At 73.0% G+C, this 23,613-nt stretch carries 25 protein-coding genes; 14 read left to right on the top strand and 11 right to left on the bottom strand.

Features of this window, described 5'->3' with window-relative positions:
- The first annotated feature begins 53 nt into the window (after nt 1–53).
- A complete protein-coding gene (locus ACYP53_RS12350; RefSeq protein WP_459647390.1) occupies nt 54–335 on the top strand; it encodes a hypothetical protein in 282 nt (93 codons plus the stop codon).
- A gap of 233 nt (nt 336–568) precedes the next feature.
- Here ACYP53_RS12350 and ACYP53_RS12345 read toward each other — a convergent pair whose 3' ends face one another.
- Nucleotides 569–1,249 carry a PH domain-containing protein gene (locus tag ACYP53_RS12345; RefSeq protein ID WP_189916161.1) on the bottom strand — a complete coding sequence of 227 codons (681 nt, stop codon included), beginning with the start codon at nt 1,247–1,249 and terminating at the stop codon, nt 569–571.
- A gap of 106 nt (nt 1,250–1,355) precedes the next feature.
- Here ACYP53_RS12345 and deoC point away from each other — a divergent pair, with 106 nt between their 5' ends.
- From deoC to ACYP53_RS12320, 5 genes are all read left to right on the top strand, one after another.
- On the top strand, nt 1,356–2,342 hold the full coding sequence (gene deoC, locus ACYP53_RS12340) for a deoxyribose-phosphate aldolase (RefSeq protein WP_189916160.1): 987 nt from the start codon (nt 1,356–1,358) through the stop codon (nt 2,340–2,342).
- A 5-nt stretch (nt 2,343–2,347) separates the two neighbouring features.
- The gene (locus tag ACYP53_RS12335) at nt 2,348–3,829 is read left to right on the top strand and encodes an aldehyde dehydrogenase family protein (RefSeq protein ID WP_189916159.1); all 1,482 of its coding nucleotides are present in this window, start codon (nt 2,348–2,350) and stop codon (nt 3,827–3,829) included.
- Nucleotides 3,822–4,727 (top strand): aldehyde dehydrogenase family protein, encoded by a 906-nt coding sequence (locus ACYP53_RS12330; protein ID WP_189916158.1) that lies wholly within the window; start codon nt 3,822–3,824, stop codon nt 4,725–4,727. The genes ACYP53_RS12335 and ACYP53_RS12330 overlap by 8 nt, the downstream gene beginning before the upstream one ends.
- Nucleotides 4,728–5,016: 289 nt before the next feature.
- Nucleotides 5,017–5,418 (top strand): hypothetical protein, encoded by a 402-nt coding sequence (locus tag ACYP53_RS12325; protein ID WP_459647389.1) that lies wholly within the window; start codon nt 5,017–5,019, stop codon nt 5,416–5,418.
- 64 nt (nt 5,419–5,482) lie between these two features.
- Entirely contained in the window at nt 5,483–6,121 is a 639-nt protein-coding gene (locus ACYP53_RS12320) for an ATP-binding protein (protein ID WP_189916156.1), read from the top strand.
- A gap of 213 nt (nt 6,122–6,334) precedes the next feature.
- Here the strand turns inward: ACYP53_RS12320 and ACYP53_RS12315 are convergent, their stop codons facing one another.
- Nucleotides 6,335–6,997, bottom strand: a complete 663-nt coding sequence (locus tag ACYP53_RS12315; protein WP_444542940.1) for a SigE family RNA polymerase sigma factor — start codon at nt 6,995–6,997, stop codon at nt 6,335–6,337.
- Between the two features lie 591 nt (nt 6,998–7,588).
- Here ACYP53_RS12315 and ACYP53_RS12310 point away from each other — a divergent pair.
- The 4 genes from ACYP53_RS12310 to ACYP53_RS12295 all read left to right on the top strand — a co-directional run bounded on the left by ACYP53_RS12310 (nt 7,589) and on the right by ACYP53_RS12295 (nt 10,928).
- Nucleotides 7,589–8,266, top strand: coding sequence for a response regulator transcription factor (locus tag ACYP53_RS12310; protein WP_030257458.1), 678 nt, complete (start codon nt 7,589–7,591; stop codon nt 8,264–8,266).
- Nucleotides 8,267–8,344: 78 nt separating this feature from the next.
- Complete coding sequence (locus ACYP53_RS12305) at nt 8,345–9,892, top strand: sensor histidine kinase (protein ID WP_189916155.1); 1,548 nt, start codon at nt 8,345–8,347, stop codon at nt 9,890–9,892.
- Nucleotides 9,889–10,209: a hypothetical protein gene (locus ACYP53_RS12300; protein WP_459647388.1), complete on the top strand. Its 321-nt coding sequence runs from the start codon at nt 9,889–9,891 to the stop codon at nt 10,207–10,209. The genes ACYP53_RS12305 and ACYP53_RS12300 overlap by 4 nt, the downstream gene beginning before the upstream one ends.
- 164 nt (nt 10,210–10,373) lie before the next feature.
- Nucleotides 10,374–10,928: a VanZ family protein gene (locus ACYP53_RS12295; protein WP_459647387.1), complete on the top strand. Its 555-nt coding sequence runs from the start codon at nt 10,374–10,376 to the stop codon at nt 10,926–10,928.
- Here the strand turns inward: ACYP53_RS12295 and ACYP53_RS12290 are convergent.
- Complete coding sequence (locus tag ACYP53_RS12290) at nt 10,898–11,572, bottom strand: PhzF family phenazine biosynthesis protein (protein WP_189916152.1); 675 nt, start codon at nt 11,570–11,572, stop codon at nt 10,898–10,900. The genes ACYP53_RS12295 and ACYP53_RS12290 overlap by 31 nt on opposite strands.
- 147 nt (nt 11,573–11,719) lie before the next feature.
- Here ACYP53_RS12290 and ACYP53_RS12285 point away from each other — a divergent pair, with 147 nt between their 5' ends.
- Nucleotides 11,720–12,280 (top strand): hypothetical protein, encoded by a 561-nt coding sequence (locus tag ACYP53_RS12285; protein ID WP_189916151.1) that lies wholly within the window; start codon nt 11,720–11,722, stop codon nt 12,278–12,280.
- 100 nt (nt 12,281–12,380) lie between these two features.
- Here the strand turns inward: ACYP53_RS12285 and ACYP53_RS12280 are convergent, their stop codons facing one another.
- Entirely contained in the window at nt 12,381–13,745 is a 1,365-nt protein-coding gene (locus ACYP53_RS12280) for a hypothetical protein (RefSeq protein ID WP_459647386.1), read from the bottom strand.
- Nucleotides 13,746–14,194: 449 nt separating this feature from the next.
- Between ACYP53_RS12280 and ACYP53_RS12275 the strand changes: the two genes are divergently transcribed.
- Complete coding sequence (locus tag ACYP53_RS12275) at nt 14,195–14,380, top strand: PspC domain-containing protein (protein WP_189916149.1); 186 nt, start codon at nt 14,195–14,197, stop codon at nt 14,378–14,380.
- 86 nt (nt 14,381–14,466) lie between these two features.
- On the opposite strand, the gene ACYP53_RS12270 is transcribed toward ACYP53_RS12275, so the two are convergent.
- The 3 genes from ACYP53_RS12270 to ACYP53_RS12260 all read right to left on the bottom strand — a co-directional run bounded on the left by ACYP53_RS12270 (nt 14,467) and on the right by ACYP53_RS12260 (nt 17,321).
- Nucleotides 14,467–14,835, bottom strand: coding sequence for an ATP-binding protein (locus ACYP53_RS12270; protein WP_229928580.1), 369 nt, complete (start codon nt 14,833–14,835; stop codon nt 14,467–14,469).
- Nucleotides 14,836–15,059: 224 nt separating this feature from the next.
- Nucleotides 15,060–16,217, bottom strand: coding sequence for an adenosine deaminase (locus ACYP53_RS12265; RefSeq protein ID WP_189916148.1), 1,158 nt, complete (start codon nt 16,215–16,217; stop codon nt 15,060–15,062).
- Between the two features lie 135 nt (nt 16,218–16,352).
- Complete coding sequence (locus ACYP53_RS12260; RefSeq protein ID WP_459647385.1) at nt 16,353–17,321, bottom strand: LysR family transcriptional regulator; 969 nt, start codon at nt 17,319–17,321, stop codon at nt 16,353–16,355.
- 92 nt (nt 17,322–17,413) lie between these two features.
- Here ACYP53_RS12260 and ACYP53_RS12255 point away from each other — a divergent pair, with 92 nt between their 5' ends.
- Entirely contained in the window at nt 17,414–18,697 is a 1,284-nt protein-coding gene (locus ACYP53_RS12255; RefSeq protein WP_459647384.1) for an MFS transporter, read from the top strand.
- 42 nt (nt 18,698–18,739) lie between these two features.
- On the top strand, nt 18,740–19,294 hold the full coding sequence (locus tag ACYP53_RS12250) for a Uma2 family endonuclease (protein ID WP_459647383.1): 555 nt from the start codon (nt 18,740–18,742) through the stop codon (nt 19,292–19,294).
- Between the two features lie 27 nt (nt 19,295–19,321).
- Here ACYP53_RS12250 and ACYP53_RS12245 read toward each other — a convergent pair whose 3' ends face one another.
- The 4 genes from ACYP53_RS12245 to ACYP53_RS12230 all read right to left on the bottom strand — a co-directional run bounded on the left by ACYP53_RS12245 (nt 19,322) and on the right by ACYP53_RS12230 (nt 23,612).
- Complete coding sequence (locus ACYP53_RS12245; protein WP_189916144.1) at nt 19,322–20,599, bottom strand: thymidine phosphorylase; 1,278 nt, start codon at nt 20,597–20,599, stop codon at nt 19,322–19,324.
- Between the two features lie 171 nt (nt 20,600–20,770).
- Nucleotides 20,771–21,163: a cytidine deaminase gene (locus ACYP53_RS12240; RefSeq protein WP_268256565.1), complete on the bottom strand. Its 393-nt coding sequence runs from the start codon at nt 21,161–21,163 to the stop codon at nt 20,771–20,773.
- Nucleotides 21,160–22,452, bottom strand: a complete 1,293-nt coding sequence (locus ACYP53_RS12235; RefSeq protein ID WP_459647382.1) for an ABC transporter permease — start codon at nt 22,450–22,452, stop codon at nt 21,160–21,162. Before ACYP53_RS12235 ends, ACYP53_RS12240 begins: the two co-directional genes overlap by 4 nt.
- Nucleotides 22,449–23,612: an ABC transporter permease gene (locus ACYP53_RS12230; protein ID WP_459647381.1), complete on the bottom strand. Its 1,164-nt coding sequence runs from the start codon at nt 23,610–23,612 to the stop codon at nt 22,449–22,451. Before ACYP53_RS12230 ends, ACYP53_RS12235 begins: the two co-directional genes overlap by 4 nt.
- Nucleotide 23,613: the final 1 nt, after the last annotated feature.

Raw genomic sequence — 23,613 nt, 5'->3', positions numbered from 1 at the left:
CTGGGGGGCGCTCGTGCCGTGTCCGGGCCGACCGGCTGTCATAGGCTCGGCCCATGGACTACTCCGACCAGGTGAGCACCGAGCAGCGCCTCGCGGCGATCGAGGCCAAGCTCGACGCCGTCATCAGCCACTTCGGCATCCCCTACCCCCGCCCCGAAGGCCTGCCCCCGGCCGTGGCGTCCCACGACCCCCGCACGATGCCGGAGGTGGTCGAGTACGTGCGGCGCGGCAAGCAGATCCACGCGATCAAGGCCTACCGCGAGCGGACCGGAGCCGGCCTGGCCCACGCGAAGAAGGCCATCGACCTCCTGGCCGCCCAGCTGGGGTGTGTCTGACAATTCCCGCCGGGCGCGCGACGCCGGGGCACGCACCTCGCCACGTTGTCGTCAGTCGCCGATGCTCCGCATGGACTCCCTCCTCCGCCTTGCGATGCACGCACCCCAACGCCGCACGCTGATCCGACGCGAATTGTCAGACACACCCCAAGGCCCTGACCCGCCGCTTCCCGCGCCGAACACGACGGTGGCCCGCCGGGGAGTCCGGCGGGCCACCGATCACGTCACGGGTCTCAGGCGGCGATGACCGCGATCAGGGCGATCAGACCGGCCAGCGCGGGGGCGATCACCCACCAGCACCAGCGCACCACGACCGGGCCGGCCGCCTCGGGGCGCCCGGCGTTGCGCTCGGCCGTCCTCGTCAGCACCTCGGTCACCTGGTCGGACCAGGCCCGGGTGGGGTCCGAGGAGCCCTGGACGACCGGGTTGGTCCGGGCCGCGAGGCCCATCCCCAGCCCGGTGCGGGAGGCGTGCTCGGCGTTGCTCCGGCTCCGCGCCCGGTTGGCGCGCTTGCGCTGGCGCAGCGACACCGGGACCGCCCAGACCTGGTACTTCTTGCCGCCGGCGAGGAGTTCGACCGAGTAGCCGGCGCGCAGCGCGTCCACCGAGGCCCACGGCGCGGTGACGGTCCGCCACGGGTTGCGCACCACCAGTCGGTCGGCTGAGGCGCGCACCACCGGGCGCAGCGTGTAGGCGATCACCGGGAAGGCGAACACCGGCGCCGCGGCGAGCGCGACGTACGGGGTCTTCCCGGTGCCGGTCACCACCGCGTCGCCGATCAGCCAGGCGGCGACGGCCAGCAGGAACACGCCGGAGATCACGCCGGGGACGGAGCGGTACACGCGGTCCGCGTACTCGGGGTCCCCGCCAGGGGCGGCCGGGCCCGGGGTGGGCTTGCCGTCGGAATCGGTCATGGCGTCGATTCTGCCCCATGGCCCTCACCCCGAGGTCTCGGTCCGGCCACGAAAGGCGGGTGCCCTGGCGGCCCACTACGCGCGTAGATATGCTGGTCTGGTGACTATGTCCACTGTTGCAGCCAATGCCCCCGGCGTTGCGGGCAGCGGCCTTCAGGACGTTGCGGCGTCCGAGGCCTCGCTCCGCCGCTTTCTGCACGGCCTGCCCGGCGTCGACCAGGTCGGCCTGGAGGCGCGTGCCGCCGCTCTCGGTACCCGCTCCATCAAGACCACGGCGAAGGCGTACGCCATCGACCTGGCCATCTCGATGATCGACCTGACCACGCTGGAAGGCGCGGACACGGTCGGCAAGGTGCGCGCACTGTGCGCCAAGGGCAGGACCCCCGACCCGACCGACCCGACCACCCCCCGTGTCGCCGCGATCTGCGTCTACCCGGACATGGTCGCCACCGCCAAGGACGCCCTGAAGGGCACCGACATCCAGGTCGCCTCGGTGGCCACCGCCTTCCCGGCCGGCCGCGCGGCCCTCCCGGTCAAGCTCGCCGACACCGCCGACGCGGTGGCCGCGGGCGCCGACGAGATCGACATGGTGATCGACCGCGGTGCCTTCCTGTCCGGCCGCTACTTCGACGTCTACAACGAGATCGTCGCCGTCAAGGAGGCGTGCAAGCGCCCCGACGGCAGCTACGCCCACCTCAAGGTGATCTTCGAGACCGGCGAGCTGCAGACCTACGACAACGTCCGCCGGGTCTCCTGGCTGGCGATGCTGGCCGGCGCCGACTTCATCAAGACCTCGACCGGCAAGGTCGCCGTCAACGCGACCCCGCCGGTCACCCTGCTGATGCTGGAGGCGGTCCGCGACTTCCGCGCGGCGACCGGCGTCCAGATCGGCGTGAAGCCCGCCGGTGGCATCAAGACCACCAAGGACGCCATGAAGTACCTGGTGATGGTCAACGAGACCCTGGGCGACGACTGGCTCTCCCCGCACTGGTTCCGCTTCGGCGCGTCCAGCCTGCTCAACGACCTGCTGATGCAGCGCCAGAAGCTGGCCACCGGCCGCTACTCCGGCCCCGACTACGTGACGGTGGACTGATCACCATGGCCAAGAAGAAGAACATCGAGGAGCCCGCGGCCAAGCCCGCCGGAGGCCTCTTCACGTACGCCCCCGCCCCCGAGTCCCCCGCCGCCGCGGGCGACATCGCGTCCTCGTACGGCCACTTCATCGGCGGCGAGTTCGTCGACTCCTCCGGCAGCGAGGCGCTGAAGACGGTCAACCCGGCCACCGAGCAGGTGCTCGCCGAGTTCGCCCAGGGCACGGACGAGGACGTCGACCGCGCCGTCGCCGCCGCCCGCAAGGCCTTCGCCGACTGGTCGACGCTGCCGGGCAGCGAGCGCGCCAAGTACCTGTTCCGGATCGCCCGGATCATCCAGGAGCGCGGCCGCGAGCTGGCCGTGCTGGAGTCTATCGACAACGGCAAGCCGATCCGCGAGACCCGCGACTTCGACATCCCGACCGTCGCCGCGTGGTTCTTCTACTACGCGGGCTGGGCGGACAAGCTGGACTACGCGGGCTTCGGCGCCAACCCGCGCCCGCTGGGCGTGGCCGGCCAGGTCATCCCGTGGAACTTCCCGCTGATGATGCTGGCCTGGAAGATCGCGCCCGCGCTGGCGACCGGCAACACGGTCGTCCTGAAGCCGGCCGAGACCACCCCGCTGACCGCGCTGCGCTTCGCCGAGATCTGCCGCCAGGCCGGTCTGCCGAAGGGCGTCGTCAACATCGTCACCGGCGACGGCCGCACCGGCGCCGCGCTGACCGCGCACCCGGACGTCAACAAGGTGGCCTTCACCGGCTCCACCCCGGTCGGCCGGGCGATCGCCAAGCAGCTGGCCGGCAGCCGCAAGAAGCTGTCGCTGGAGCTGGGCGGCAAGGCCGCGAACATCGTCTTCGACGACGCGCCGATCGACCAAGCGGTCGAGGGCATCGTCAACGGCATCTTCTTCAACCAGGGCCACGTCTGCTGCGCGGGCTCGCGCCTGCTGGTGCAGGAGTCGGTCCAGGACGAGCTGCTGGACGCCCTGAAGCGCCGGATGTCCACCCTGCGGGTCGGCGACCCGCTGGACAAGAACACCGACATCGGCGCCATCAACTCGGCCGCCCAGCTGGCCCGGATCACCGAGCTGACCGACGCAGGCGAGGCCGAGGGCGCGGACCGCTGGTCCCCCGAGTGCGAGCTCCCGGGCACCGGCTTCTGGTTCAAGCCGACCATCTTCACCGGCGTCAGCCAGGCCCACCGGATCGCCCAGGAGGAGATCTTCGGCCCGGTGCTGTCGGTGCTGACCTTCCGCACCCCCGACGAGGCGGTCCAGAAGGCCAACAACACCCCGTTCGGCCTCTCCGCCGGCATCTGGACGGAGAAGGGCTCGCGCATCCTCTGGACGGCCAACCGGCTCAAGGCCGGCGTGGTCTGGGCCAACACCTTCAACAAGTTCGACCCGACCTCGCCGTTCGGCGGCTACAAGGAGTCGGGTTACGGCCGCGAGGGTGGCCGCCACGGTCTGGAGGCCTACCTCGATGTCTGACACGACCTTCGCGCGTCTTGACGTCCTCAAGACCTACAAGCTGTACGTCGGCGGGAAGTTCCCGCGCTCCGAGAGCGGGCGGGTGTACGAGGTGACCGACTCAAAGGGCGAGTGGCTCGCCAACGCCCCGCTGGGCACCCGCAAGGACGCCCGGGACGCCGTCGTGGCCGCCCGCGCCGCGGTCAAGGGCTGGGCCGGCACCACCGCGTACAACCGCGGCCAGGTGCTGTACCGGGTGGCCGAGATGCTGCAGGGCCGGCGCGAGCAGTTCGCCGCCGAGGTGGCGCTCTCCGAGGGCGTCGGCCCGAAGAAGGCCGCCGCGCTGGTGGACGCCGCGATCGACCGCTGGGTCTGGTACGCGGGCTGGACGGACAAGGTCGCCCAGATCGCGGGCGGCGCCAACCCGGTCGCCGGTCCGTACTTCAACCTGTCGACCCCGGAGCCGACCGGCGTGGTCGGGATCGTCGCCCCGCAGGCCGGGTACGGGCACTCGCTGCTCGGCCTGGTCTCGGTGATCGCCCCGGCGATCGCCACCGGCAACACGGTCGTGGTCGCGGCCGCCGCGGACGCCCCGCTGCCCGCGCTGTCGCTGGGCGAGGTGCTCGCCACCTCGGACGTCCCGGGCGGCGTGGTCAACATCCTCTCGGGCCGGACCGCGGACATCGCCCCCACCCTGGCCTCGCACCAGGACGTCAACGCGGTGGACCTCACCGGTGCCATCGCCGCCGACGGCCCCGGCGCGGCGCAGGCGCTGGAAGCGGCCGCCGCGGATACCCTGAAGAGGGTGGTCCGTCCGGAGCTGGACCCGTTCGCCCAGGACTGGACGAATGCGCCCGGTACGGACCGGCTACTCTCGTTCCTGGAGACGAAGACGGTCTGGCACCCGATGGGTATCTGACCCGCCGAAGCTCCACCGCTCCACCCGTTCCGCCCGGCGGAACGGCAGTCACAACTCCACAAGCTGGCCGTCCCCAGTGCCCTCTCCCCCCCAGGGCCCGGACGGTCATTGGACGGACCCGCGCCTCTCCCCCCCCTGGCGCGGGTCCGTCGGCGTTCCGGTGCGTTCCGCCCCGACCGCGTTCCGTCGACTTTCGTCACCCCCGCCGCCGACTTTCGACGATCCCGCGGGCCCGCCCGGCCGGGCCAGAATCGCCGGAGACGGAGACGGGGACGATCGAGGGGGACGCATGGGCGAGTTCATCGGCGAGCTGATCACACTGTTCGCGGACGGCTTCCACCGCAGGTGGCACGTGGCCCGCACCCGGCGCAGGCTGGCCGCCGGCCGTCCGGTGCGGATTCCCTGCTCCGCCCGGTCCGGGCCGCGGCCGGAGTACGTCAACGGCAGCCTGCACATCACGCCGGGCGCCCGGGCCGCGGCCTTCCGCGCCCGCGGCACCGACCGGCTCGACCTGCCCGCCGGGGGCACCTTCCACGAGCCCGAGCCCGACACCTGGCACAGCCAGGACTGGGCCGCCACCGCCTACCTGCCGCCCGGCGCCGAGCAGCCGGTCCACCTCCAGGTGGACAGCCGCTACCTCCCGATGGTCCACGTCGCCCTCGCCGACCCCCGCTCGCGGCAGGTGGCCTGAGTCACCGCCGAAGTCGTGCCGAACGGTTTCGGCATCGGGCCCGGATGCGTCAGACTGGTGTCCCGTGAGTGACTCCCCCATGAACCCCGCACCGGCCGCGCGCGCCCGGGTGATCCTGCTCTCCGGGCCCTCCGGGTCGGGGAAGTCCTCGCTCGCCGAGCGCAGCGGCCTGCCGGTGCTCCAGCTCGACGACTTCTACAAGGACGGGGACGACCCCACGCTGCCGCGGCTGCCGGACGGCGCCGTCGACTGGGACACCCCGCTGGCCTGGCACCGCGACCAGGCCGTCGCCGCCATCCGCGCCCTGCACGAGTGCGGCCGCGCGGACGTCCCGGTGTACTCCATCCCGGACAACGGCCGGATCGGCACCCGCACCCTGGAGCTGGACGGCGCCGACGCGTTCATCGCGGAGGGCATCTTCGCCGCCGAGATCACCGCCGAGTGCGCCGCGGAGGGCCTGCTCGGCGACGCCCTGTGCCTGCGCAACGGCGCGCTCACCACGGCCTGGCGCCGGCTGCGCCGGGACGTCCGGGAGGGCCGCAAGTCGCTGCCGGTGCTGCTGCGCCGGGGCCTGCGGCTGATGCGGGCCGAGCGGTCCATCGTCGGGCGGCAGGTCGAGCTCGGCTCGTACGCGTGCGCCGGCCCGGAGGCCGAGCGGCGGATCCGCGCCGCGTCCCGCTCGACGGAGCTCTCCGCGGCCTGATCCCCCGTCGGCCCGAGCCGCCGCGGCTCCGGCACGGCTCCGGCACGGCACGACGACGGGCCCGGTGCGTCTCCCCCGCACCGGGCCCGTCGCCTTCCCGAACGATCCTCGGCTCCCCCACGGGCATGCTCCCCCGAGCCGCTGCCCCCGGACCGTGACCGTCCGCTTCCCGTCCCCCGACGGGAGTCCTCGCCCGCGCGCCGTCCGGCCGCGTTACGCGACCAGCTCGCCGAACGCCCGGACGGTGTCGCCCGACTTGTTCAGGTGCTCGTCGTCGCGCAGCCGGCGCAGGGCGCGCCAGATGCTGCTCTTGACCGTGCCGACGCTGATCCCCAGCACGTCGGCGATCTCCGGGTCGGTCTTGCCCTCGTAGTACCGCAGCACCAGCATGGTCCGCTGGTTCTCCGGCAGCTTCGCCAGCGCCTGCCAGAGCACGGTGCGCAGCTCGGTGCCGCCCATCGCGTCGGTGTCGCCGGCCGTCTCCGGCAGCTCCTCGGTCGGGTACTCGTTGACCTTGCGGCGCCGCCAGGCGGAGATGTGCAGGTTGGTCATGGTGCGGCGGAGGTAGCCCCCGACCGCGGCCTTGTCGGTGATCCGGCCCCAGGCCCGGTAGGTGCTGAAGAGCGCGCTCTGCAGCAGGTCCTCGGCCTCGTAGCGGTCACCGGTGAGGTGGTAGGCCGTGGCGTACAGGGAGGCACGGCGCTCGCGCACGTACGCGGTGAACTCCGTGATGTGGTCCTCCGCGGCGGCCGAGTGCTCCCCCTGCGCGCCTCCCTGTCCGGCCTCGGTGGTGCGGGCCGCCGCGGGGTTCAGCCGCAGCAGCGTCGCACCGGCGGCCTCGCGCCCGGACGGTTCCCCCGAACCGACCGCGCGCAGACCGTTCCCCCCGGTCCCCCGGTTCCCCCCCGGGGTGTCCTTGCCCTCACCGCGCACGGGGAGGATCCCCCGCAGCGTGAGGGTGTTGGCGGAGTCGGCCGAACTCCCCAGCCGGCCGATCCCGTACAGCTCCCCCGTCCTGCCGCCTCCGCTCACCCGGTGAGCGGCAGGGTTTCCACCGGTGCTGTGCGCGCACCCCCGTACGGTCACGGCACCGGAGTTCTCGTCGGTCCTGACCTCGTAGCGGGTCCGGTGGGCGGTGGCTGACGAACGCGCGGTGCGGACAGCCGGGTTGGTCCGGGTCTGAAGCGTGGCGTTCATCGTGCGCCCCCTGGGTCGGTACGAGCGGTTCCGGTAGCCGCCCTCCAGCCGGCCTCTTCGGCCCGCTGTCCTGCGGCGACATGGAAAATCCTGCCCGCCGGTTGTGATGGCGCTGTCCGCCGACTGTCACAGGGGTGTCACAGGCGGGGGCCTTTCGTCCCGGTCCGCCTCCCTCCGAACCGGACGCCGGTGGCGGTGCTTCCGGTTCCCGTGCGGGACGTGATCGGCCCGGGGGGTGATTCGGGGCTGCGGGTGGGCCAAAATGGGGCCGTGCCTTTCCTCCTATTGATCGAGGACGACGACGCCATCCGGACCGGCCTCGAACTCGCTCTCACCCGCCAGGGCCACCGCGTGGCCACCGCCGCCTCCGGCGAGGACGGCCTGAGGCTCTTCAAGGAGCAGCGGCCCGACCTGATCGTCCTGGACGTGATGCTGCCCGGAATCGACGGCTTCGAGGTCTGCCGCCGGATCCGCCGCACCGACCAGCTGCCGATCATCCTGCTGACCGCCCGCTCGGACGACATCGACGTGGTGGTCGGCCTGGAGTCCGGCGCGGACGACTACGTGGTGAAGCCGGTGCAGCCGCGCGTGCTGGACGCCAGGATCCGGGCGGTGCTGCGCCGCGGCGAGCGGGAGAGCTCCGACTCCTCCGCGTACGGCAGCGTGGTGATCGACCGGGCCGCGATGACCGTCACCAAGGACGGGCAGGACCTCCAGCTCACCCCGACCGAGCTGCGGCTGCTGCTGGAGCTCAGCCGGCGCCCCGGGCAGGCGCTCTCCCGCCAGCAGCTGCTGCGGCTGGTCTGGGAGCACGACTACCTGGGCGACTCCCGCCTGGTGGACGCCTGCGTGCAGCGGCTCCGGGCCAAGGTCGAGGACGTGCCGTCCGCGCCGACCCTGATCCGCACCGTGCGCGGGGTCGGCTACCGGCTGGACCCGCCGGCCTGACCGGCGCCGACCGACCCGGCCCGACCCGTCCGGCCCGACCCGTCCGACTCCTGACCGCCCGCATCACGACAGGCTCCTGTGACTGACCATCAGACGACTGCCCGGCGCTTCCCGGCGGCCCGGTGGCGCCGGCTGCGCTCCCTGCGGGTCCGGCTGATCGCGGTGTTCGCGGCGGTTGCGCTGCTCGCCGCCGTCTCGGCCTCCGGCATCGCGTACTGGCTGAACCGCGACGCGGTGCTCAAGCGCGCCCAGGACACCGCGCTGAACGACTTCCGGGTCTCGCTCAGCCGCAACGTCTCCGAGCTGCCGCTGAACGCCGCCTGCCCGGAGCTGGCCGCACTGGCCTCCAACGTCGCCAGCTCCGGCCTGAGTTACGACGTGGTGGTGGTCGACCCGGCGCACCCGGAGTGCGCCGCGGCCTCCTCCGACCCGACCCGCTTCACGCTCGCCGACGTACCGGCCGCGCTGCAGTCCACGGTCGCCAAGCCGCGCGAGGTCTCCGAGAGCAACCCGTACCCGTACCACCTGTACTGGCAGCGGCAGAACCTGGGCGGCCGGCCGTTCGTGATCGGCGGCACCAAGGTGGTGCCGGGCGGCCCGACGGCGTACATGTTCAAGTCGCTGGAGAACGAGCGGGCCGACCTCAACACCCTGGGCTGGTCGCTGGCCATCGCCACCCTGCTCGCGCTGATCGGTTCGGCGCTGCTCGCCCAGGCCGCCTCGGCCACCGTGCTGCGGCCGGTCAAGCGGCTCGGCGACGCCGCCCGGCGGCTCGGCGAGGGCCACCTGGACACCCGGCTCGAAGTCGACGGCTCGGACGAACTCGCCGACCTGGCGCGGACCTTCAACCGCACCGCCGAGCAGCTGCACGAGCAGGTCGAGGAGCTGAGCGCGCGCGAGGCGCAGAGCCGGCGGTTCGTCGCCGACATGTCGCACGAGCTGCGCACCCCGCTGACCGCGATGACGGCGGTCACCGACATCCTGGAGGACGAGGCCGAGTCGCTGGACCCGATGATCGAGCCGGCCGTCCGGCTGGTGGTCAGCGAGACCCGGCGGCTGTCCGACCTGGTCGAGAACCTGATGGAGGTGACCCGCTTCGACGCGGGCACCGCCAAGCTGGTCGCCGACGAGGTGGACGTCGCCGACCTGATCATGTCCTGCATCGACGGCCGGGCCTGGTACGACGCCGTCGAACTGGACGCCCCGCGCGGGGTCCTCGCCGTGGTCGACCCGCGCCGGCTCGACGTGGTCTTCGCCAACCTGATCGGCAACGCGCTCAAGCACGGCGGCTCGCCGGTGCGGGTGAAGGTCCGGCAGACCGGGGAGTCGGTCGTGATCGAGGTCTCCGACAGCGGCCCGGGCATCCCCGAGGACGTGCTGCCGCACGTCTTCGACCGGTTCTACAAGGCGGACCGGGGGCGGGCCCGCTCGGAAGGCAGCGGTCTGGGCCTGTCCATCGCGATGGCCAACGCGCAGATACACGGGGGGACGATCACGGCGGCGAACGGGGAGGTCGGCGCGGTGTTCACCCTGACGCTGCCGCTGACCCCGCCGCCTCCGCCGTCCGCGGGCGTGGCCGAGGGCGGCCCCGCGCGCGACGCCGCCGAGGACAAGGACGCCACGTGACCGCCCCCACCCGCACCACCCTGCGCCGCGCCGCCGGCGTGCTGTTCCTGCTCGCGCTGGCCTCCGGCTGCGGCATCCGGCCGACCGCCGTACCGGTCGACGCGGGCGCCCCGGCCAGCCGCACGGCCTGCCCGACCACCCCGCACATACCGACGGCCCTGGTCACCCCGCCCGGCCCCGCACCGCTGGTGACCCCGGCCCGCGGCGCCGTCAAGGGCACCGCGAGCCCGAGCCCCTCGCCCACCCCGGTGACACCGGGCAGCCCGCCGCCGGACAACGTCTTCGGCGCGGTGCCGACGGCCGCCCCCTGCAAGTAGCCCGGGCCGGCGCGGGGAGCGCCGGGGGCGCGGCCTGGAATGTTCACGCCCGGCGTGGAACCGCCGCGCCACCGGCTCACGTCCTTCCCCCCGTGCAGCGAGATGGCACCAGGACACGCGACGAGCGTTCCGGCGCGGGGACCGAGAGCAGCCCGGCGGCGGTCGTGCACCGATCCCTCCGGTCTGCCGGACTGGCGGGCCTGGCCTGCCACCTGGCGCTGGTGCTCTGGCTGGTCCTGAGACCGCTGCCGGTGGCCTGGGTGTACGACGCCAACCTGACCCCGTTCGCCTCGCTCCGCTCCTCCAGCGCCTGGCAGGTGTTCGGCGAGTTCCTGCTGCTGGCCCCGCTCGGCGTCCTCCTGCCGCTGGCCGGCGGCCGCCTCCGGGCCCCCTGGCTGCCGTCCTTCCTGCGCACCACCGGCGTGTCCGCGCTGCTGGCGACCGGGCTGGAGTTCCTCTCCTCCTGGACGCCCGGGCACGTCCTCAACGTGGACCACATACTGTTCGCCGTGATCGGCGTGGGCGGCGCCCACCTGGCCCTGGTCCCCGGCCTGCGGCACCTGCTGCGGGAGCGGCGGCCGCGGGCCCCCCGGGCGGCCGTGCCGGGCGTCCCGCCGGTGTCCGCCCTCGCCCCGGTGTCCGCCGTCGCCAGGGTGGCGGCCGTCGCGCCCGCCGCCCGCCCGCGCGCCTACGCGGAGCCGACGCCGCCCGGACGCTGAGCCGGCCCCGGCACCACCCGGCCGCCGACCTCGATCAGCCCGCCCGGGCGCGGCCCGGTCAGCAGCAGCGAGCCGCGGCCCTGCGTGACGGTCAGCGCCCGCCCGAGCCGCGCGGTCAGCAACAGGGCGGCCGCACCGGTCGCCTCGTCCTCGTCGATGCCGTCCCCCCGCCCGGGGAAGCCCCGCGCCCGGACGGTGCCCGCCGCCTCGTCCTGCCAGGCCCAGGCGTAGACCCACTCCCCGGGCGGCGGCACCTCCAGCGCCTCCACCTCGGCCGCCGAGCCGTACTCCCGCAGCGTCCGCGGCGGGGCCCACTCCGGCCGGGCCTCGATCAGCGTCAGCCCGTCCGCGCGCCGTACGCCCACCACGCCGGCGGCCGTGACCAGCCGGTCCACGCCGAGCAGCCAGGCCGCGCCCACGCACGGGTGGCCGGCGAAGGGCAGGCGCAGCGTCGGGGTGTAGATGTCGATCTCCCCGCGCTCCGGGTCGTCGACGAACACCGTCTCGCTGAAGCCGAGTTCGCCCGCGATCCACTGCCGGTCCGCGCGCTCGGGCACGGCGGCGCCGTCGCGCACGACGCCGAGCTCGTTCCCGTACCGCCCGTCAGGCCCGCAAAAGACCCGCAGCACCTCATAATCAGTCATTTCCCACCTCGTCAATTGCCGCGGCGGCAGAGCGCAACGACACCGTGATGTAAAGGCGACGACGGATGTCGGCCGTCTCCAGTACTGTGCGCTCTCGTCCCCGAAACGGTTCTGCCGTTGTTTCTTCCCTCTCACAGGAAACCCCCCTTGAACAATCTCGATTTCAGCGCCGAACCGCTCTTCTCCTGGTACGCCGTCCTGCTGGCGGTCAGCGGCGTGCTCATGCTGGGCCTCGGCGCCGTCGCCGGCGGACTGAAGGTCGGCCTGCGGATCCTCAACGTCGTGGTCGGCCTCGGTTTCCTGGGGTACGCCTACTACCTCGTGTTCGTCTTCGAGGGCGGCACGTACTACATCTTCTTCAAGGTGTTCATCCTGCCGGTCGCGATCATCGTCGGCTCGGTGAAGGCGCTCGTGGAGCGCAGCAACGCCAAGCAGCTGCCGGCCCCGCAGGCCGCCGCGTTCGACCCCAACGCCCCGCAGGCGCCGTACAACCCGAACGCGCCGTACAACCCCAACGCCCCGCAGGCGCCGTACCAGCCGGGCGCGCCCGTCCCGCCGGCCGCGCCCCAGGCGGCGCCGCCCGTGCCGCCGCAGGGCGCCGCGGCCTACCAGCCGGCCGTCCCGCCGCAGCCGGTGGCGGACAACCCGTACGCGCAGCCCGCGCCGCCGGCCCAGCCCGGGCAGCCGCAGCCGCCGCAGGCGGGCTGACGGCAGGGCCCAGGCCCGCGCCCGCCGTACGAACGCCGGAAGGCCCGTCCGTCACCCGCTCACGCAGCGGGGACGGACGGGCCTTCCGGCGTGTCCGGGCTCAGATGTGCTTGCGGCGGCGCGCCACGACCAGCGTGCCCACGCCGAGGGCGATCGCGACCGCGCCGGTGATCGCCATCGGCTCCGAGGCGGAGCCGCCGCCGGTGGAGGCCAGCCGGGGGCCCGCTGCCGGGGCCTGGGCCGGGGCAGGGGCGGCGACCACCGGCATGCCGATCGCCACCGGGCTGGGCTCCGCGCTGGTGGCTTGGGTGACCGGGACCACCGGGGCGATGGACGGCCGGGCGGTGGTCGGCGTCGGGGCGGCCGGGGAGGTGGGGGCCGGCGGGGCGGTGGTCGCCGCGGCCTCGATCGTGAAGCCGGCCTTCGGGCTGGACGCCTCGGCGCCGCTCTCGCCGGCGCCGGGCAGGCTGCCCGCCAGCGCCGCCAGGGACTGGGCGCCGGCCGGGGCGTCCTTGGTGAAGGACAGCCGGACGTCGATCGTGCGGGTCTCGCCCTTCGCCAGGAGGATCACGTCGGTGCTCTTGTCGCCGGTCCGCAGCCCGTAGTAGAGCCAGCCCGGGTGCTCCGAGTTGCCGCCGGGGGTGCCCTCCAGCCACTCCCCGCCGACCATCCGGAAGTCGAACCTGACGGCTTCGGAGGGGAGTTCGGTGGCTCCCTGGAACACGATCGCGGGCAGGATCCGGAGGTCCCGGCCGCTGTTGTTCACGAAGACCAGCTTGAACGGCTTCGGCTCGCCGCCCGCGGTGAAGGCGGCGGGCAGTCCGTCGAGCCTGGCGTCGGGGGTGGCGGCGGGCGTGGGGGCCGGGGTGGTCGGCGCGACCGCCGGGGTGATGACCAGGTCCGGGTAGCCGCTCAGCGCGGTGGAGACGCGCTGTTCCGGCGGCAGCGTGGGGTCCGAGACGACGGCGGTGAAGCCCGGCGTCACCCGCCCGGCCGGGGCGTCGGCGGCGACGGTGAGCCGGAGCCGGTAGACGGCCTCGGCACCGGCCGCCAGGTGCGGCACGGCGGGCCGGCCGAGCTCCCAGACGCCGCCGACGCTCGCGGCGTTCACCTTGGCGTCCTGCCACTGCGTACCGCCGGGCGCCTGGTACTCCAGCTTGAACTGGCTCTGCTTGGTGCCGGTGCCGGTGTCCGCGATGACGAAGGTGGCCGCCGCCACGTCCACCGGGTGGTCGGCGGTGTTCTTGAGCGTCCCGGTGAACTCCACCGGCGCGCCGCCCGCCTTCACGGTGCCGGGCAGGCCCGCGAGCGCGACCGTGACCGGCGAGGGCTGGGCCTGGCCGCCCTGGGGCGTCGCGACGGCCCCCGAGGCGGCGGAGACGGCAGGGGCCTCGACGACGGCCACACCGGAGGCCAGTGTGACGGCGGCGGTCGCGGCCAGGAATCTGCGATGCCGAGTGCGCAATTTCAACCCCACGAGAGAATTCGGACAGAGCCCAACGGAACGTGAAATCGCTTGCGAGAGAGGCCATTTCCTGGCGATGGCGCGCCGATGTTCTGCCCCCCGACCAACAGCGACTGCGGCATCATACCGAGCCGTTTCCACGTGCCCGTGACGGGAGGGTGGCGGCCTTCGTCCCGGGCGCCGCGGGCGATCGTCCTCAGGGTGACCCTGAGGGGGACCCCGACGTCCGGCTACGCCTCCCCGGTGACCCGTCGGGGTACGGAATCACCTGGCGGGCGGAGGATTCCGGGGCGTCGACGGCGGAGTATGGACGTACGCCCGCCGGACCGGCCGGACCGGGCCGCCACCGTGCGGACAGATCAGGAGACCATCATGAGCGAGCGAAGCGAGCGAGTCGTCAGAAGGCTCGCATGGGCGAATGCCCCTGCCGAGCGCAGCGAGGTGGGAGCATGAGCGCGCGCCTCGCCCGTCCCCGCCGCAACCGCGTCATCGCCGGCGTCTGCGCCGGGATCGCCGAGCGTTTCGGCCTGACCCCGTGGACTGTCCGGCTGATCTTCCTGCTCTCCTGCCTGCTGCCCGGCCCGCAGTTCCTGCTCTACCTCGCCCTCTGGCTGCTCCTCCCCCAGGAGCCGTGAGCTGCGGAGGGCGCCATGACGACGGGCCGCCCGCCCCCGGTTCATCCCGGGGGCGGGCGGCCCGTCGTGGTGCCGCTTGCCGCTGATCAGCCACCCAGGCCGGGCAGGGGCAGCGCGCCGGTGAGCCCGCCGATCGGGGTCTTGTCGAGACCCGGAACGCTCGGGACGGCGCCGCGCTGCTGGGTGACGCCGGCGACCGGGGCCGCCTCGACCGGGGCGGCGTGACCGACGCTCGGGGCGAGGGTGCCCAGCGTGCCGGTGACCTTGTCGCCGCCGGGCAGCTTGGCCGCGGTGTCGGTGACCGCCCCGGTCACCGCGGGGTTCGTCACCGCGCCGGTGGGCAGCCCGAGGCCGCCGGCCGCCGGGGCGGCGTCGGCGGAGGCGGTGCCGGCGCCGACCGCCGCGATGGCGATGCCGAGCGCCGCGGTGCCTGCGGCCTTGAGAGCCTGCTTCATGGTTCGTCCCCTTGGGTCCTCGTCGGTGGCCGGCCACGTGCGCGGGAGCGACGGCCGGGCGGCCGCCATCGCGCCTGGTCGGTAATGACTGGCACACCGTAGTGAGCCGGTCGCGTGAGAACCAAAGGCCGTTCACTCACTGGAGTGAGTAGTCGGATGAACGCCAACTTCCGTAGCAGAGTTGGACGTTCATCCGACCGCCGGGAACGTGTTCGCCCGGCGGCTCAGTTGCCGCCGGTGCCCGCGCTGAACAGCCACTCCGCCTTCAGCTCGGCGTAGCCCGGCTTGATCACGTCGTTGATCATCGCCAGCCGCTCGTCGAACGGCAGGAACGCGGACTTCATCGCGTTCACCGTGAACCACTCCAGGTCCGCCAGCGTGTAGCCGAAGGCCTCCACCACGTGGCCGAACTCCTGGCTCATGCTGGTGCCGCTCATCAGCCGGTTGTCGGTGTTCACGGTGATCCGGAACTTCAGCCGGCTGAGCAGGCCGATCGGGTGCTCGGCGTACGAAGTGGCCGCACCGGTCTGGATGTTGGAGGTGGGGCACATCTCCAGCGGGATGCGCTTGTCGCGCACGTACGCGGCCAGCCGGCCGAGCTGGACCGAGCCGTCCTCGCCCACCGTGATGTCGTCGACGATCCGCACGCCGTGGCCGAGCCGGTCGGCGCCGCAGCACTGCAGGGCCTCCCAGATCGACGGCAGGCCGAAGGCCTCGCCGGCGTGGATGGTGAAGTGGTTGTTCTCGCCCTTGAGGTAGTCGAAGGCGGCCTGGTGGCGGGTGGGGGGGTAGCCCGCCTCGGCGCCCGCGATGTCGAAGCCGACGACGCCCTGGTCGCGGTGGCGGTTGGCCAGCTCCGCGATCTCCTGCGAGCGGGCGGCGTGCCGCATCGCGGTGATCAGCGTGCCGATGCGGATCCGGTGGCCGGCCGCGCGGGCGTTGGCCTCGCCGAGCCGGAAGCCCTCCTGGACGGCCTCGACGACCTCGTCCAGGGTCAGGCCGGCCTCCAGGTGCTGCTCGGGGGCGTAGCGGACCTCGGCGTACACGACGCCGTCGGCGGCCAGGTCCTCGGCGCAGTCGGCGGCGACCTTGATCAGGGCCTCACGGGTCTGCATCACGGCGCAGGTGTGCGCGAAGGTCTCCAGGTAGCGGACCAGCGACCCGGAGTCGGCGGCCTCGCGGAACCACTCGCCGAGCTCCTTGGGGTCGGTGGTGGGGAGGCCCTGGTAGCCGACGGCGGCGGCCAGCTCGACCACGGTCTCCGGGCGCAGTCCGCCGTCGAGGTGGTCGTGCAGCAGGACCTTCGGTGCGCGGCGGATCTGGTCGGCGGTGGGAATGCGCGGGCCGGTGCCCGCGGTGGTGACGGGGATCTGCTTCTCCATTGCGGAAATATAGCCCCTACGCGCGTAGACCGACCACCGGGCACAGGGCCGGATGGTCCAAACTCCACCCCGGATTCCACCTCCCGGGCCATACGATCCGCCAAACGGCCGCCCGTGCCGCCCGTGCCGCCCGGATCAGTCGTGCTGGAGCAGCCGGCCGCGCCGGGACAGCACGAAGTCCCGGAACGCCGCCGCCGGCGGGGTCAGCGGCCGCCCCGCCGCCCAGGCCAGCCCGACCGCCCGCCGGGTGCGCGGCGCCGTCACCTCCAGCTCCACCACCCCCGGCCGGGGCACCAGGGCCGGCGGCAGCAGCGCCACCCCCAGCCCGGCCGCCACCAGCCCGCGCAGCGTCTCCGCCTCCTCGCCCTCGAACGCCAGCCGCGGCACGAACCCGGCCTCCGCGCAGAAGCCGTCCGTGATCACCCGCAGCCCGTACCCCTGCTCCAGCCCGACGAACGGCTCCTCGGCCACCTCCGCCAGCCGGATCCGCCGCCGCCCGGCCAGCCGGTGGTCCGCCGGGACGACCAGGTGCAGACGCTGCTCCTCCAGCGGGCGGGCCACGAACGCCGGATCGTCCGGCGGCGGCGCCACCAGGCAGAGGTCCAACTCGCCCGCCCGCAGCCGCTCCAGCATCGCCGCGCCGTAGTCCTGCACCAGCTGGAACCGCACCCTCGGGTGCGCCGCGCGGAACCCCCGCAGCAGCGCCGGCACCGCGTCCGGCCCCATCGTGTGCAGGAAGCCGAAGGCCACCAGCCCCACCTCCGGGTCCGCCTCCGCCCGGGCCGCCCGCGCGCCGCGCTCGACCTCCGCCAGCGCCCGCTCCACCGAGGCCAGCAGCAGCCGCCCCGCCCTGGTCAGCCGGACCGTACGGCCCTGACGGGCCAGCAGGTCCACCCCCAGCTCCTCCTCCAGCCGGGCCACCGCGCGCGACAGCGTCGGCTGCGGCACCCCGAGCACCGCGGCCGCCTGCGTCACGTGCTCGAGCCGGGCCACCGCGGCGAACTGCGCCAGCCGCGGCGCCAGCAGGACGGCCGGCTCCTCCGGCCCCAACTCGGCCGCCCGGTAAGGCTGGTCCCCGCCGTCCGCCGGTTCCGTACCCGCCATTCCGCCACCACCTCGACTCATACGCCAGTGCATCGATCATCCCCACTTCATGCATTGGACGCATCAACGGGGGCAGGCCTACGGTCGACGCCATGCAGCCCTCCAGTACCAGGGCATCCGTCCCCGCCCCGGATGCCGCCGCCACCGATCCCGCCGGCCGCCCCGCCGAGGACGACCGCCACCGCCCCGGCCGGCCCGGCTTCCGCCGCGCCAACCTCGCGCTGTTCGCCGCCGGGGTCGCCACCTTCGTCCTGCTCTACTCCACCCAGGGCCTGCTGCCGGTCCTCTCGGCCGACCTCGACCTCACCCCCGGCCAGGCCAGCTGGACGGCCTCCGCCGCCACCCTCGGACTCGCCCTCGGCCTGCTCCCCGCCAGCGCGCTCTCCGACCGGTCCGGCCGCACCGCGGTGATGACGGCCTCCACCCTCGCCGCCTCCGTCCTCGCCCTCGCCCTGCCCCTCGCCCCGGACCTGACCACCCTCGTCGTGCTGCGGGTCGTCCAGGGCGCCGCCCTCGCCGGGCTCCCGGCCACCGCCATGGCCTACCTCGCCGAGGAGGTCCACCCCAGCGCGCTGGCCTCCGCGATGGGCCTGTACGTGGCCGGCAACAGCATCGGCGGCATGGGCGGCCGGCTGCTCTCCGGCTGGACCGCCGCCGCCCTCGGCTGGCGCTGGGGCCTCGCCGCCTCCGCCGCCCTCGCGCTGCTCGCCACGCTCGTCTTCCGGCTGCTGATCCCCGCCGCCCGGCACTTCACCCCCGCCCCGGTGGACCCCCGCGCCCTCACCCGCACCGTCGGACGGCACCTGCGCAACCCGCTGCTGGTCCGGCTGTACGCGCTCGGGCTGCTCTTCATGGCCGTGTTCGGCGCGGTCTACAACACCGTCGGGTACCGGCTGATCTCCGCGCCGTTCCACCTGCCGGAGTCGGTCGCCGCCTCGATCTTCGTGGTCTACCTGGTCGGCACCGGCACCTCCGCCGCGGCCGGACGCCTCTCCGCCCGCCTCGGCCGCCGCGGCGCCCTCTACGTCGCCATCGGGGTGACCTCGGCCGGCCTGCTGCTCTCCCTCGCCGGGTCCCTGGCCTGCGCCCTGCTCGGCCTGGTCCTGATCACCGCCGGCTTCTTCGCCGGCCACGCCACCGCCTCCGCCGCGGTCGGCCGCACCGCCACCGAGGGCCGCGCCCAGGCCTCCGCCCTCTACCTGATCGCCTACTACCTCGGCAACAGCCTCGGCGGCACCCTCGGCGCCGACGCCTACCACGCCACCGGCTGGCCCGGCGCCGCCACCGTCGGCCTCACCGCCATGACCCTCGCCGCCGGAGTCACCCTCTACGCCACCCACCGCGCCCATGCCACGGCGCAACGGACGGTCACCTGAAGCTGACATCGCGTGTCAGGCCCCGCCGATACACTCCGGAACATGAGCATCGATCCTGCTGTGTACGCCCGGCTGCGCGAGATCGCGGAACAGCTACCGCAGGTGCCGGGCATAGGGAAGGTCGAGATCGCCGATGGCGAGATCGTCATGATGATGTCGCCGGTGAAGCGCCACGAGCTCGCGGTCATCCGCCTGGCCCGGCAGCTCAACTCCCAATTGCCCCAGACTCATCCCGGCTACATCGCCCACGGCGGCGCGGACTTGGAGGACGTCGGCCTCGGCCGCCTCCGGAACCCGGACCTGATGGTGTTCCCCGAGGCGGATCTGGACGACGACAAGCCCGCCCTCCTACCCCACGAGATCCTCCTGGTCGTGGAGATCGTCTCCAAGTCCAATCCCGAGAACGACTACCACGGCAAGGTCCGCGACTACTCGGCCATGGGTATTCCGATGTATCTCCTCGTCGACCCCCGCAAGGGCACCGGAATCATCCACGACGGCCCTGGCTACACCTCCCGCGAGAAGTTCAAGTTCGGCGACACGATCACCGTCGGGCCCTGGACCCTCGACACCGGCGTCCTGCGGACGTACGCCTGAGCGCACGTCCGCAGGAGCCGGGCGTGATCAGGCGATGCGGTCCAGCACGATCGGGTTCGGGGTGAACGCCGTGCCGGCCGGGGCGACGGTGATGCCGCCGGCGAGGGCCTCGATGGCGTAGTCGTAGCGCTCGGGGGTGTCGGTGTGGAGGGTCAGCAGGGGCTGGCCGGCCACCACGGTGTCGCCGGGCTTGGCGTGCATCTCGACGCCGGCGCCGGCCTGGACCGGGTCCTCCTTACGGGCGCGGCCGGCGCCCAGGCGCCAGGCGCAGACGCCGACGGCGTAGGCGTCGAGCTCGGTGAGCACGCCGGAGGCGGGCGCGGGGATGACGTGCTGCTCGCGGGCGACCGGGAGCGGGGCGTCGACGTCGCCGCCCTGGGCGGCGATCATGCGGCGCCAGTGGTCCATCGCGGAGCCGTCGCGCAGCGCGTCCGCCGGGTCCTTGCCGTGCACGCCGGCCGCGGCGAGCATCTCGCGGGCCAGCGCGAGGGTGAGCTCGACGACGTCGGCGGGGCCGCCGCCGGCCAGCACCTCGACGGACTCCCGGACCTCCAGCGCGTTGCCGGCGGTGAGGCCGAGCGGGGTGGACATGTCGGTGAGCAGTGCGACGGTGTTGACCCCGGCGGTGGTGCCGAGGCCGACCATGGTGCGGGCGAGCTCGCGGGCGTCGTCGAGGTTCTTCATGAACGCGCCGGAGCCGACCTTGACGTCGAGGACGAGCGCGCCGGTGCCCTCGGCGATCTTCTTGGACATGATCGAGGAGGCGATCAGCGGGATGGCCTCGACGGTGCCGGTGACGTCGCGCAGCGCGTACAGCTTCTTGTCGGCGGGCGCCAGGCCGTCGCCGGCCGCGCAGATGACCGCGCCGGCGCCGCGCAGGACGTCCATCATCTCGTCGTTGGAGAGCAGGGCGCGCCAGCCGGGGATGGACTCCAGCTTGTCCAGGGTGCCGCCGGTGTGGCCGAGGCCGCGGCCGGAGAGCTGCGGGACGGCGGCGCCGCAGGCGGCGACCAGCGGGGCGAGCGGGAGGGTGATCTTGTCGCCGACGCCGCCGGTGGAGTGCTTGTCGCTGGTGGGCAGCGGCAGCGAGGAGAAGTCCATCCGGACGCCGGAGCGGATCATGGCGTCGGTCCAGCGGCTGATCTCGCGCGGCTTCATGCCGTTCAGCAGGATCGCCATGGCCAGCGCGGACATCTGCTCGTCGGCGACCTCGCCGCGGGTGTAGGCGTCGATGACCCAGTCGATCTGAGCGTCGCTCAGCTCTCCGCGGTCGCGCTTGGTCCTGATGACGGAGATGGCGTCCATGCGTGCTCCCAGTGGGGTTTCCAAAAACGTGAAATGCAGCGTGAAATGCGTAGAGTGCCGCGAGATGACCGGGTTCCGGCCCACTCGCGACACTCTACGCGCGTAACAAATGCAGATGCTAGGGCCCATCGGGTGGATCGACGCGCCCGGCCCGAGTCACCCGATGGGCCCTTACAGCCGCTCCGGCCCGAACGCCTCGGGCAGGACCTCGCTCATCGGCTTCACGCCGGAGGCCAGGTCGACCAGCAGCTCGGGCCCGCCGTGCTCGTACAGCAGCTGGCGGCAGCGCCCGCACGGCATCAGCAGCTCACCGGCGCCGTCCACGCAGGTGAACGCGGTCAGCCGCCCGCCGCCGGTGGCGTGCAGCGCGGACACCAGCCCGCACTCGGCGCACAGCGCGAGGCCGTACGAGGCGTTCTCGACGTTGCAGCCGGTGACCACCCGTCCGTCGTCCACCAGCGCGGCCGCGCCGACCGGGAACTTGCTGTACGGGGCGTACGCGTGGCCCATCGCCTCGCGCGCCGCCTCGCGCAGCCGCTCCCAGTCGATCACGGGGGCCGTCACTTGCCCTGGCCCTTGCGGTAGATCTGACCGTCCGCCTTGGGCATCCGCAGCCGCTGCGAGGCCAGCGAGAGCACCACCAGGGTGATCAGGTACGGCGTGGCGACGATCAGCGGACGCTGCACCTCGTCGGTCAGCGAGTACCAGGCGATCAGGCCGCCGGCGACGACGAAGGAGATCACCGTCGAGGTGTACTTGCGCCGGTACAGGTGCCACAGGGCGAGCAGGATCATCGCGATACCGACGATCAGGATCAGCACGTGCACCGACTCCGGGTCGCGCAGCTGGAGGCTGTCGGTGAAGCCGAACAGGCCGGCGCCCATGGCGAGACCGCCGGGCATCCAGTTGCCGAAGATCATCGCGGCGAGGCCGATGAAGCCGCGGCCCAGGGTCTGGCCGTCCTTGTAGAAGTGCGCGGCGACCAGCGAGAGGTACGCGCCGCCGAGGCCCGCGAAGGCGCCGGAGGCGATGACCGCCAGGTACTTGTACTTGTAGACGTTGACGCCCAGCGACTCGGCGGCGGTCGGGTTCTCACCGCAGGAGCGCAGCCGCAGGCCGAACACCGTGCGCCAGAGCGCGAAGTAGCTGACCACGATCAGCGCGCCCGCCAGGAGCACGACCACCGAGATGTTGGTGACCAGGCCGCCGAGCACGCCCGCGATGTCCGAGACCAGGAACCAGTGGTGGTTCTCGATGCTCTTCAGGCCCGAGGACAGCCCGGGGATGGTGATGTACGGCAGCGGATCCGCCGGCGGGGACTGGTTCGCCCCGGCACCGGCCGAGATGTAGTCCTTGTAGTAGATCCGGTTGACGTACGCGCAGATGCCGGGGATCAGCAGGTTGATGCCGACGCCGGAGACGATGTGGTCGACGCCGAAGGTGACGGTGACGACCGCGTGCAGCAGACCGCCGAGCGCGCCGCCGAGCATGCCGGCCAGCAGGCCGACCCACGGGTTGACCAGGTAACCGGCCCAGGCACCGCAGAAGGTGCCGGCGACCATCATGCCTTCGAGACCGATGTTGACCACACCGGCCCGCTCGGACCAGAGACCGCCGAGGCCGGCCATGCCGATCGGCACGGCGGCGCTGAGCGCGGCGGTGACCTGACCGGAGGAGGTCAGCGAGTGGTTGCCGGTGGCCATGCCCACGGCGGAGAACAGGACCAGGGCGCCCGCGATCAGGAGCAGGACCACCGGCCAGGACAGCTTGCGGTTCTTCGCAGGCTTGCCCGATGGCTCTCCTACCGGGAAGACGATCCTCTTCCAGTAGTCGGCCGTGAAGTTCTGGCTCATGCCGCAACCTCCTTGTTGCTGGCCGCGGCGGCCTGGGCGGCGAGCTGGGCGCCGACCTTCTGCTGCTGGCGCTTCAGGCCGTAGCGGCGCACCAGCTCGTACGCGACGACGACGCAGATGACGATGGTGCCCTGCATGACCGCGACGATCTCGGACGGGAAGCCGCCCTGCAGCGGGAGCTGCGAACCGGTGGCGTCCAGGAAGGCGAACAGCACGGCCGCGAAGACCATGCCGAACGGGCTGTTGCGGCCCAGCAGGGCGATCGAGATGCCCAGGAAGCCCAGGCCGGGCTGGAAGCTCTGGCCGTAGTTGAAGGAGTTCTGCATCAGCTCGGGCAGGCCGATCAGACCGGCGATCGCGCCGGAGACGGCCATCGAGATGATCACCATCTTCTTGACGTTCACGCCGGACGCGGTCGCGGCGGACTCCGAGCGGCCGGTGGCGCGCAGGTCGAAGCCGAAGCGGGTGCGGGTCAGGGTGAACTGGAAGACCACGCCGACCAGGATGGCGATGAAGATGAAGCCCCAGAGCGGGCCGCCGGCCGTGTCGAGCGCGAAGAAGTGGCTGGACTCCGAGAGCGGCGCGGTCTGGATCGAGTTGCTGGTGCCGCTCACCTTCGGCGCGAAGATGCCCGGGACGAGCAGCAGGCCGACGATCGCGACCGCGATCGAGTTCAGCATGATGGTCGCGATGACCTCGCTGACGCCGCGGTAGACCTTCAGCAGACCGGCGATGCTCGCGTACAGGCCGCCGACCAGCATGGCGGTGACCAGCAGCAGCGGGATCTGGATGAACGACGGCAGGTCGACCTGCCCGCCGACGTAGGCCGCGAACAGCGCCGCGACCTTGTACTGGCCCTCGACGCCGATGTTGAACAGGTTCATCCGGAACCCGAACGCGGCGGCCGCGGCGGCCAGGTAGTACGTGGTGGACCGGTTGAGGATGTTCACCTGGCCGTCCGACTTGGTGGCGTACGTGATCATCACGTTCCACGCGTCGAACGGGTTCTTGCCCGAGGTCGCCAGCAGGACGGAGCAGATCGCGACGGAGAGCACGACCGCGAGCACCGGCGCCGCCAGTGCGAGCACGATCCGCTCGCCGCTGATCCGCTGCGCGAGGCCGGGCTTGGCGGCCTTGGCGGCGGGGTTGGGACTGGTCATG

The sequence above is a fragment of the Kitasatospora sp. Ki12 genome (genome assembly GCF_054601375.1).
The sequence above is the reverse complement of the archived record's forward strand: the minus strand, read 5'-3'. Positions and strand labels throughout refer to the sequence as shown.

Excerpts from the sequence above, each read along its gene's own strand:
- ACYP53_RS12350 (WP_459647390.1), top strand. The coding sequence starts at position 54 with ATGGACTACTCCGACCAGGTGAGCACCGAGCAGCGCCTCGCGGCGATC.
- ACYP53_RS12345 (WP_189916161.1), bottom strand. The coding sequence starts at position 1,249 with ATGACCGATTCCGACGGCAAGCCCACCCCGGGCCCGGCCGCCCCTGGC.
- deoC (WP_189916160.1), top strand. The coding sequence starts at position 1,356 with ATGTCCACTGTTGCAGCCAATGCCCCCGGCGTTGCGGGCAGCGGCCTT.
- ACYP53_RS12335 (WP_189916159.1), top strand. The coding sequence starts at position 2,348 with ATGGCCAAGAAGAAGAACATCGAGGAGCCCGCGGCCAAGCCCGCCGGA.
- ACYP53_RS12330 (WP_189916158.1), top strand. The coding sequence starts at position 3,822 with ATGTCTGACACGACCTTCGCGCGTCTTGACGTCCTCAAGACCTACAAG.
- ACYP53_RS12325 (WP_459647389.1), top strand. The coding sequence starts at position 5,017 with ATGGGCGAGTTCATCGGCGAGCTGATCACACTGTTCGCGGACGGCTTC.
- ACYP53_RS12290 (WP_189916152.1), bottom strand. The coding sequence starts at position 11,572 with ATGACTGATTATGAGGTGCTGCGGGTCTTTTGCGGGCCTGACGGGCGG.
- ACYP53_RS12275 (WP_189916149.1), top strand. The coding sequence starts at position 14,195 with ATGAGCGCGCGCCTCGCCCGTCCCCGCCGCAACCGCGTCATCGCCGGC.
- ACYP53_RS12270 (WP_229928580.1), bottom strand. The coding sequence starts at position 14,835 with ATGAAGCAGGCTCTCAAGGCCGCAGGCACCGCGGCGCTCGGCATCGCC.
- ACYP53_RS12265 (WP_189916148.1), bottom strand. The coding sequence starts at position 16,217 with ATGGAGAAGCAGATCCCCGTCACCACCGCGGGCACCGGCCCGCGCATT.
- ACYP53_RS12260 (WP_459647385.1), bottom strand. The coding sequence starts at position 17,321 with ATGGCGGGTACGGAACCGGCGGACGGCGGGGACCAGCCTTACCGGGCG.
- ACYP53_RS12255 (WP_459647384.1), top strand. The coding sequence starts at position 17,414 with ATGCAGCCCTCCAGTACCAGGGCATCCGTCCCCGCCCCGGATGCCGCC.
- ACYP53_RS12250 (WP_459647383.1), top strand. The coding sequence starts at position 18,740 with ATGAGCATCGATCCTGCTGTGTACGCCCGGCTGCGCGAGATCGCGGAA.
- ACYP53_RS12245 (WP_189916144.1), bottom strand. The coding sequence starts at position 20,599 with ATGGACGCCATCTCCGTCATCAGGACCAAGCGCGACCGCGGAGAGCTG.
- ACYP53_RS12235 (WP_459647382.1), bottom strand. The coding sequence starts at position 22,452 with ATGAGCCAGAACTTCACGGCCGACTACTGGAAGAGGATCGTCTTCCCG.
- ACYP53_RS12230 (WP_459647381.1), bottom strand. The coding sequence starts at position 23,612 with ATGACCAGTCCCAACCCCGCCGCCAAGGCCGCCAAGCCCGGCCTCGCG.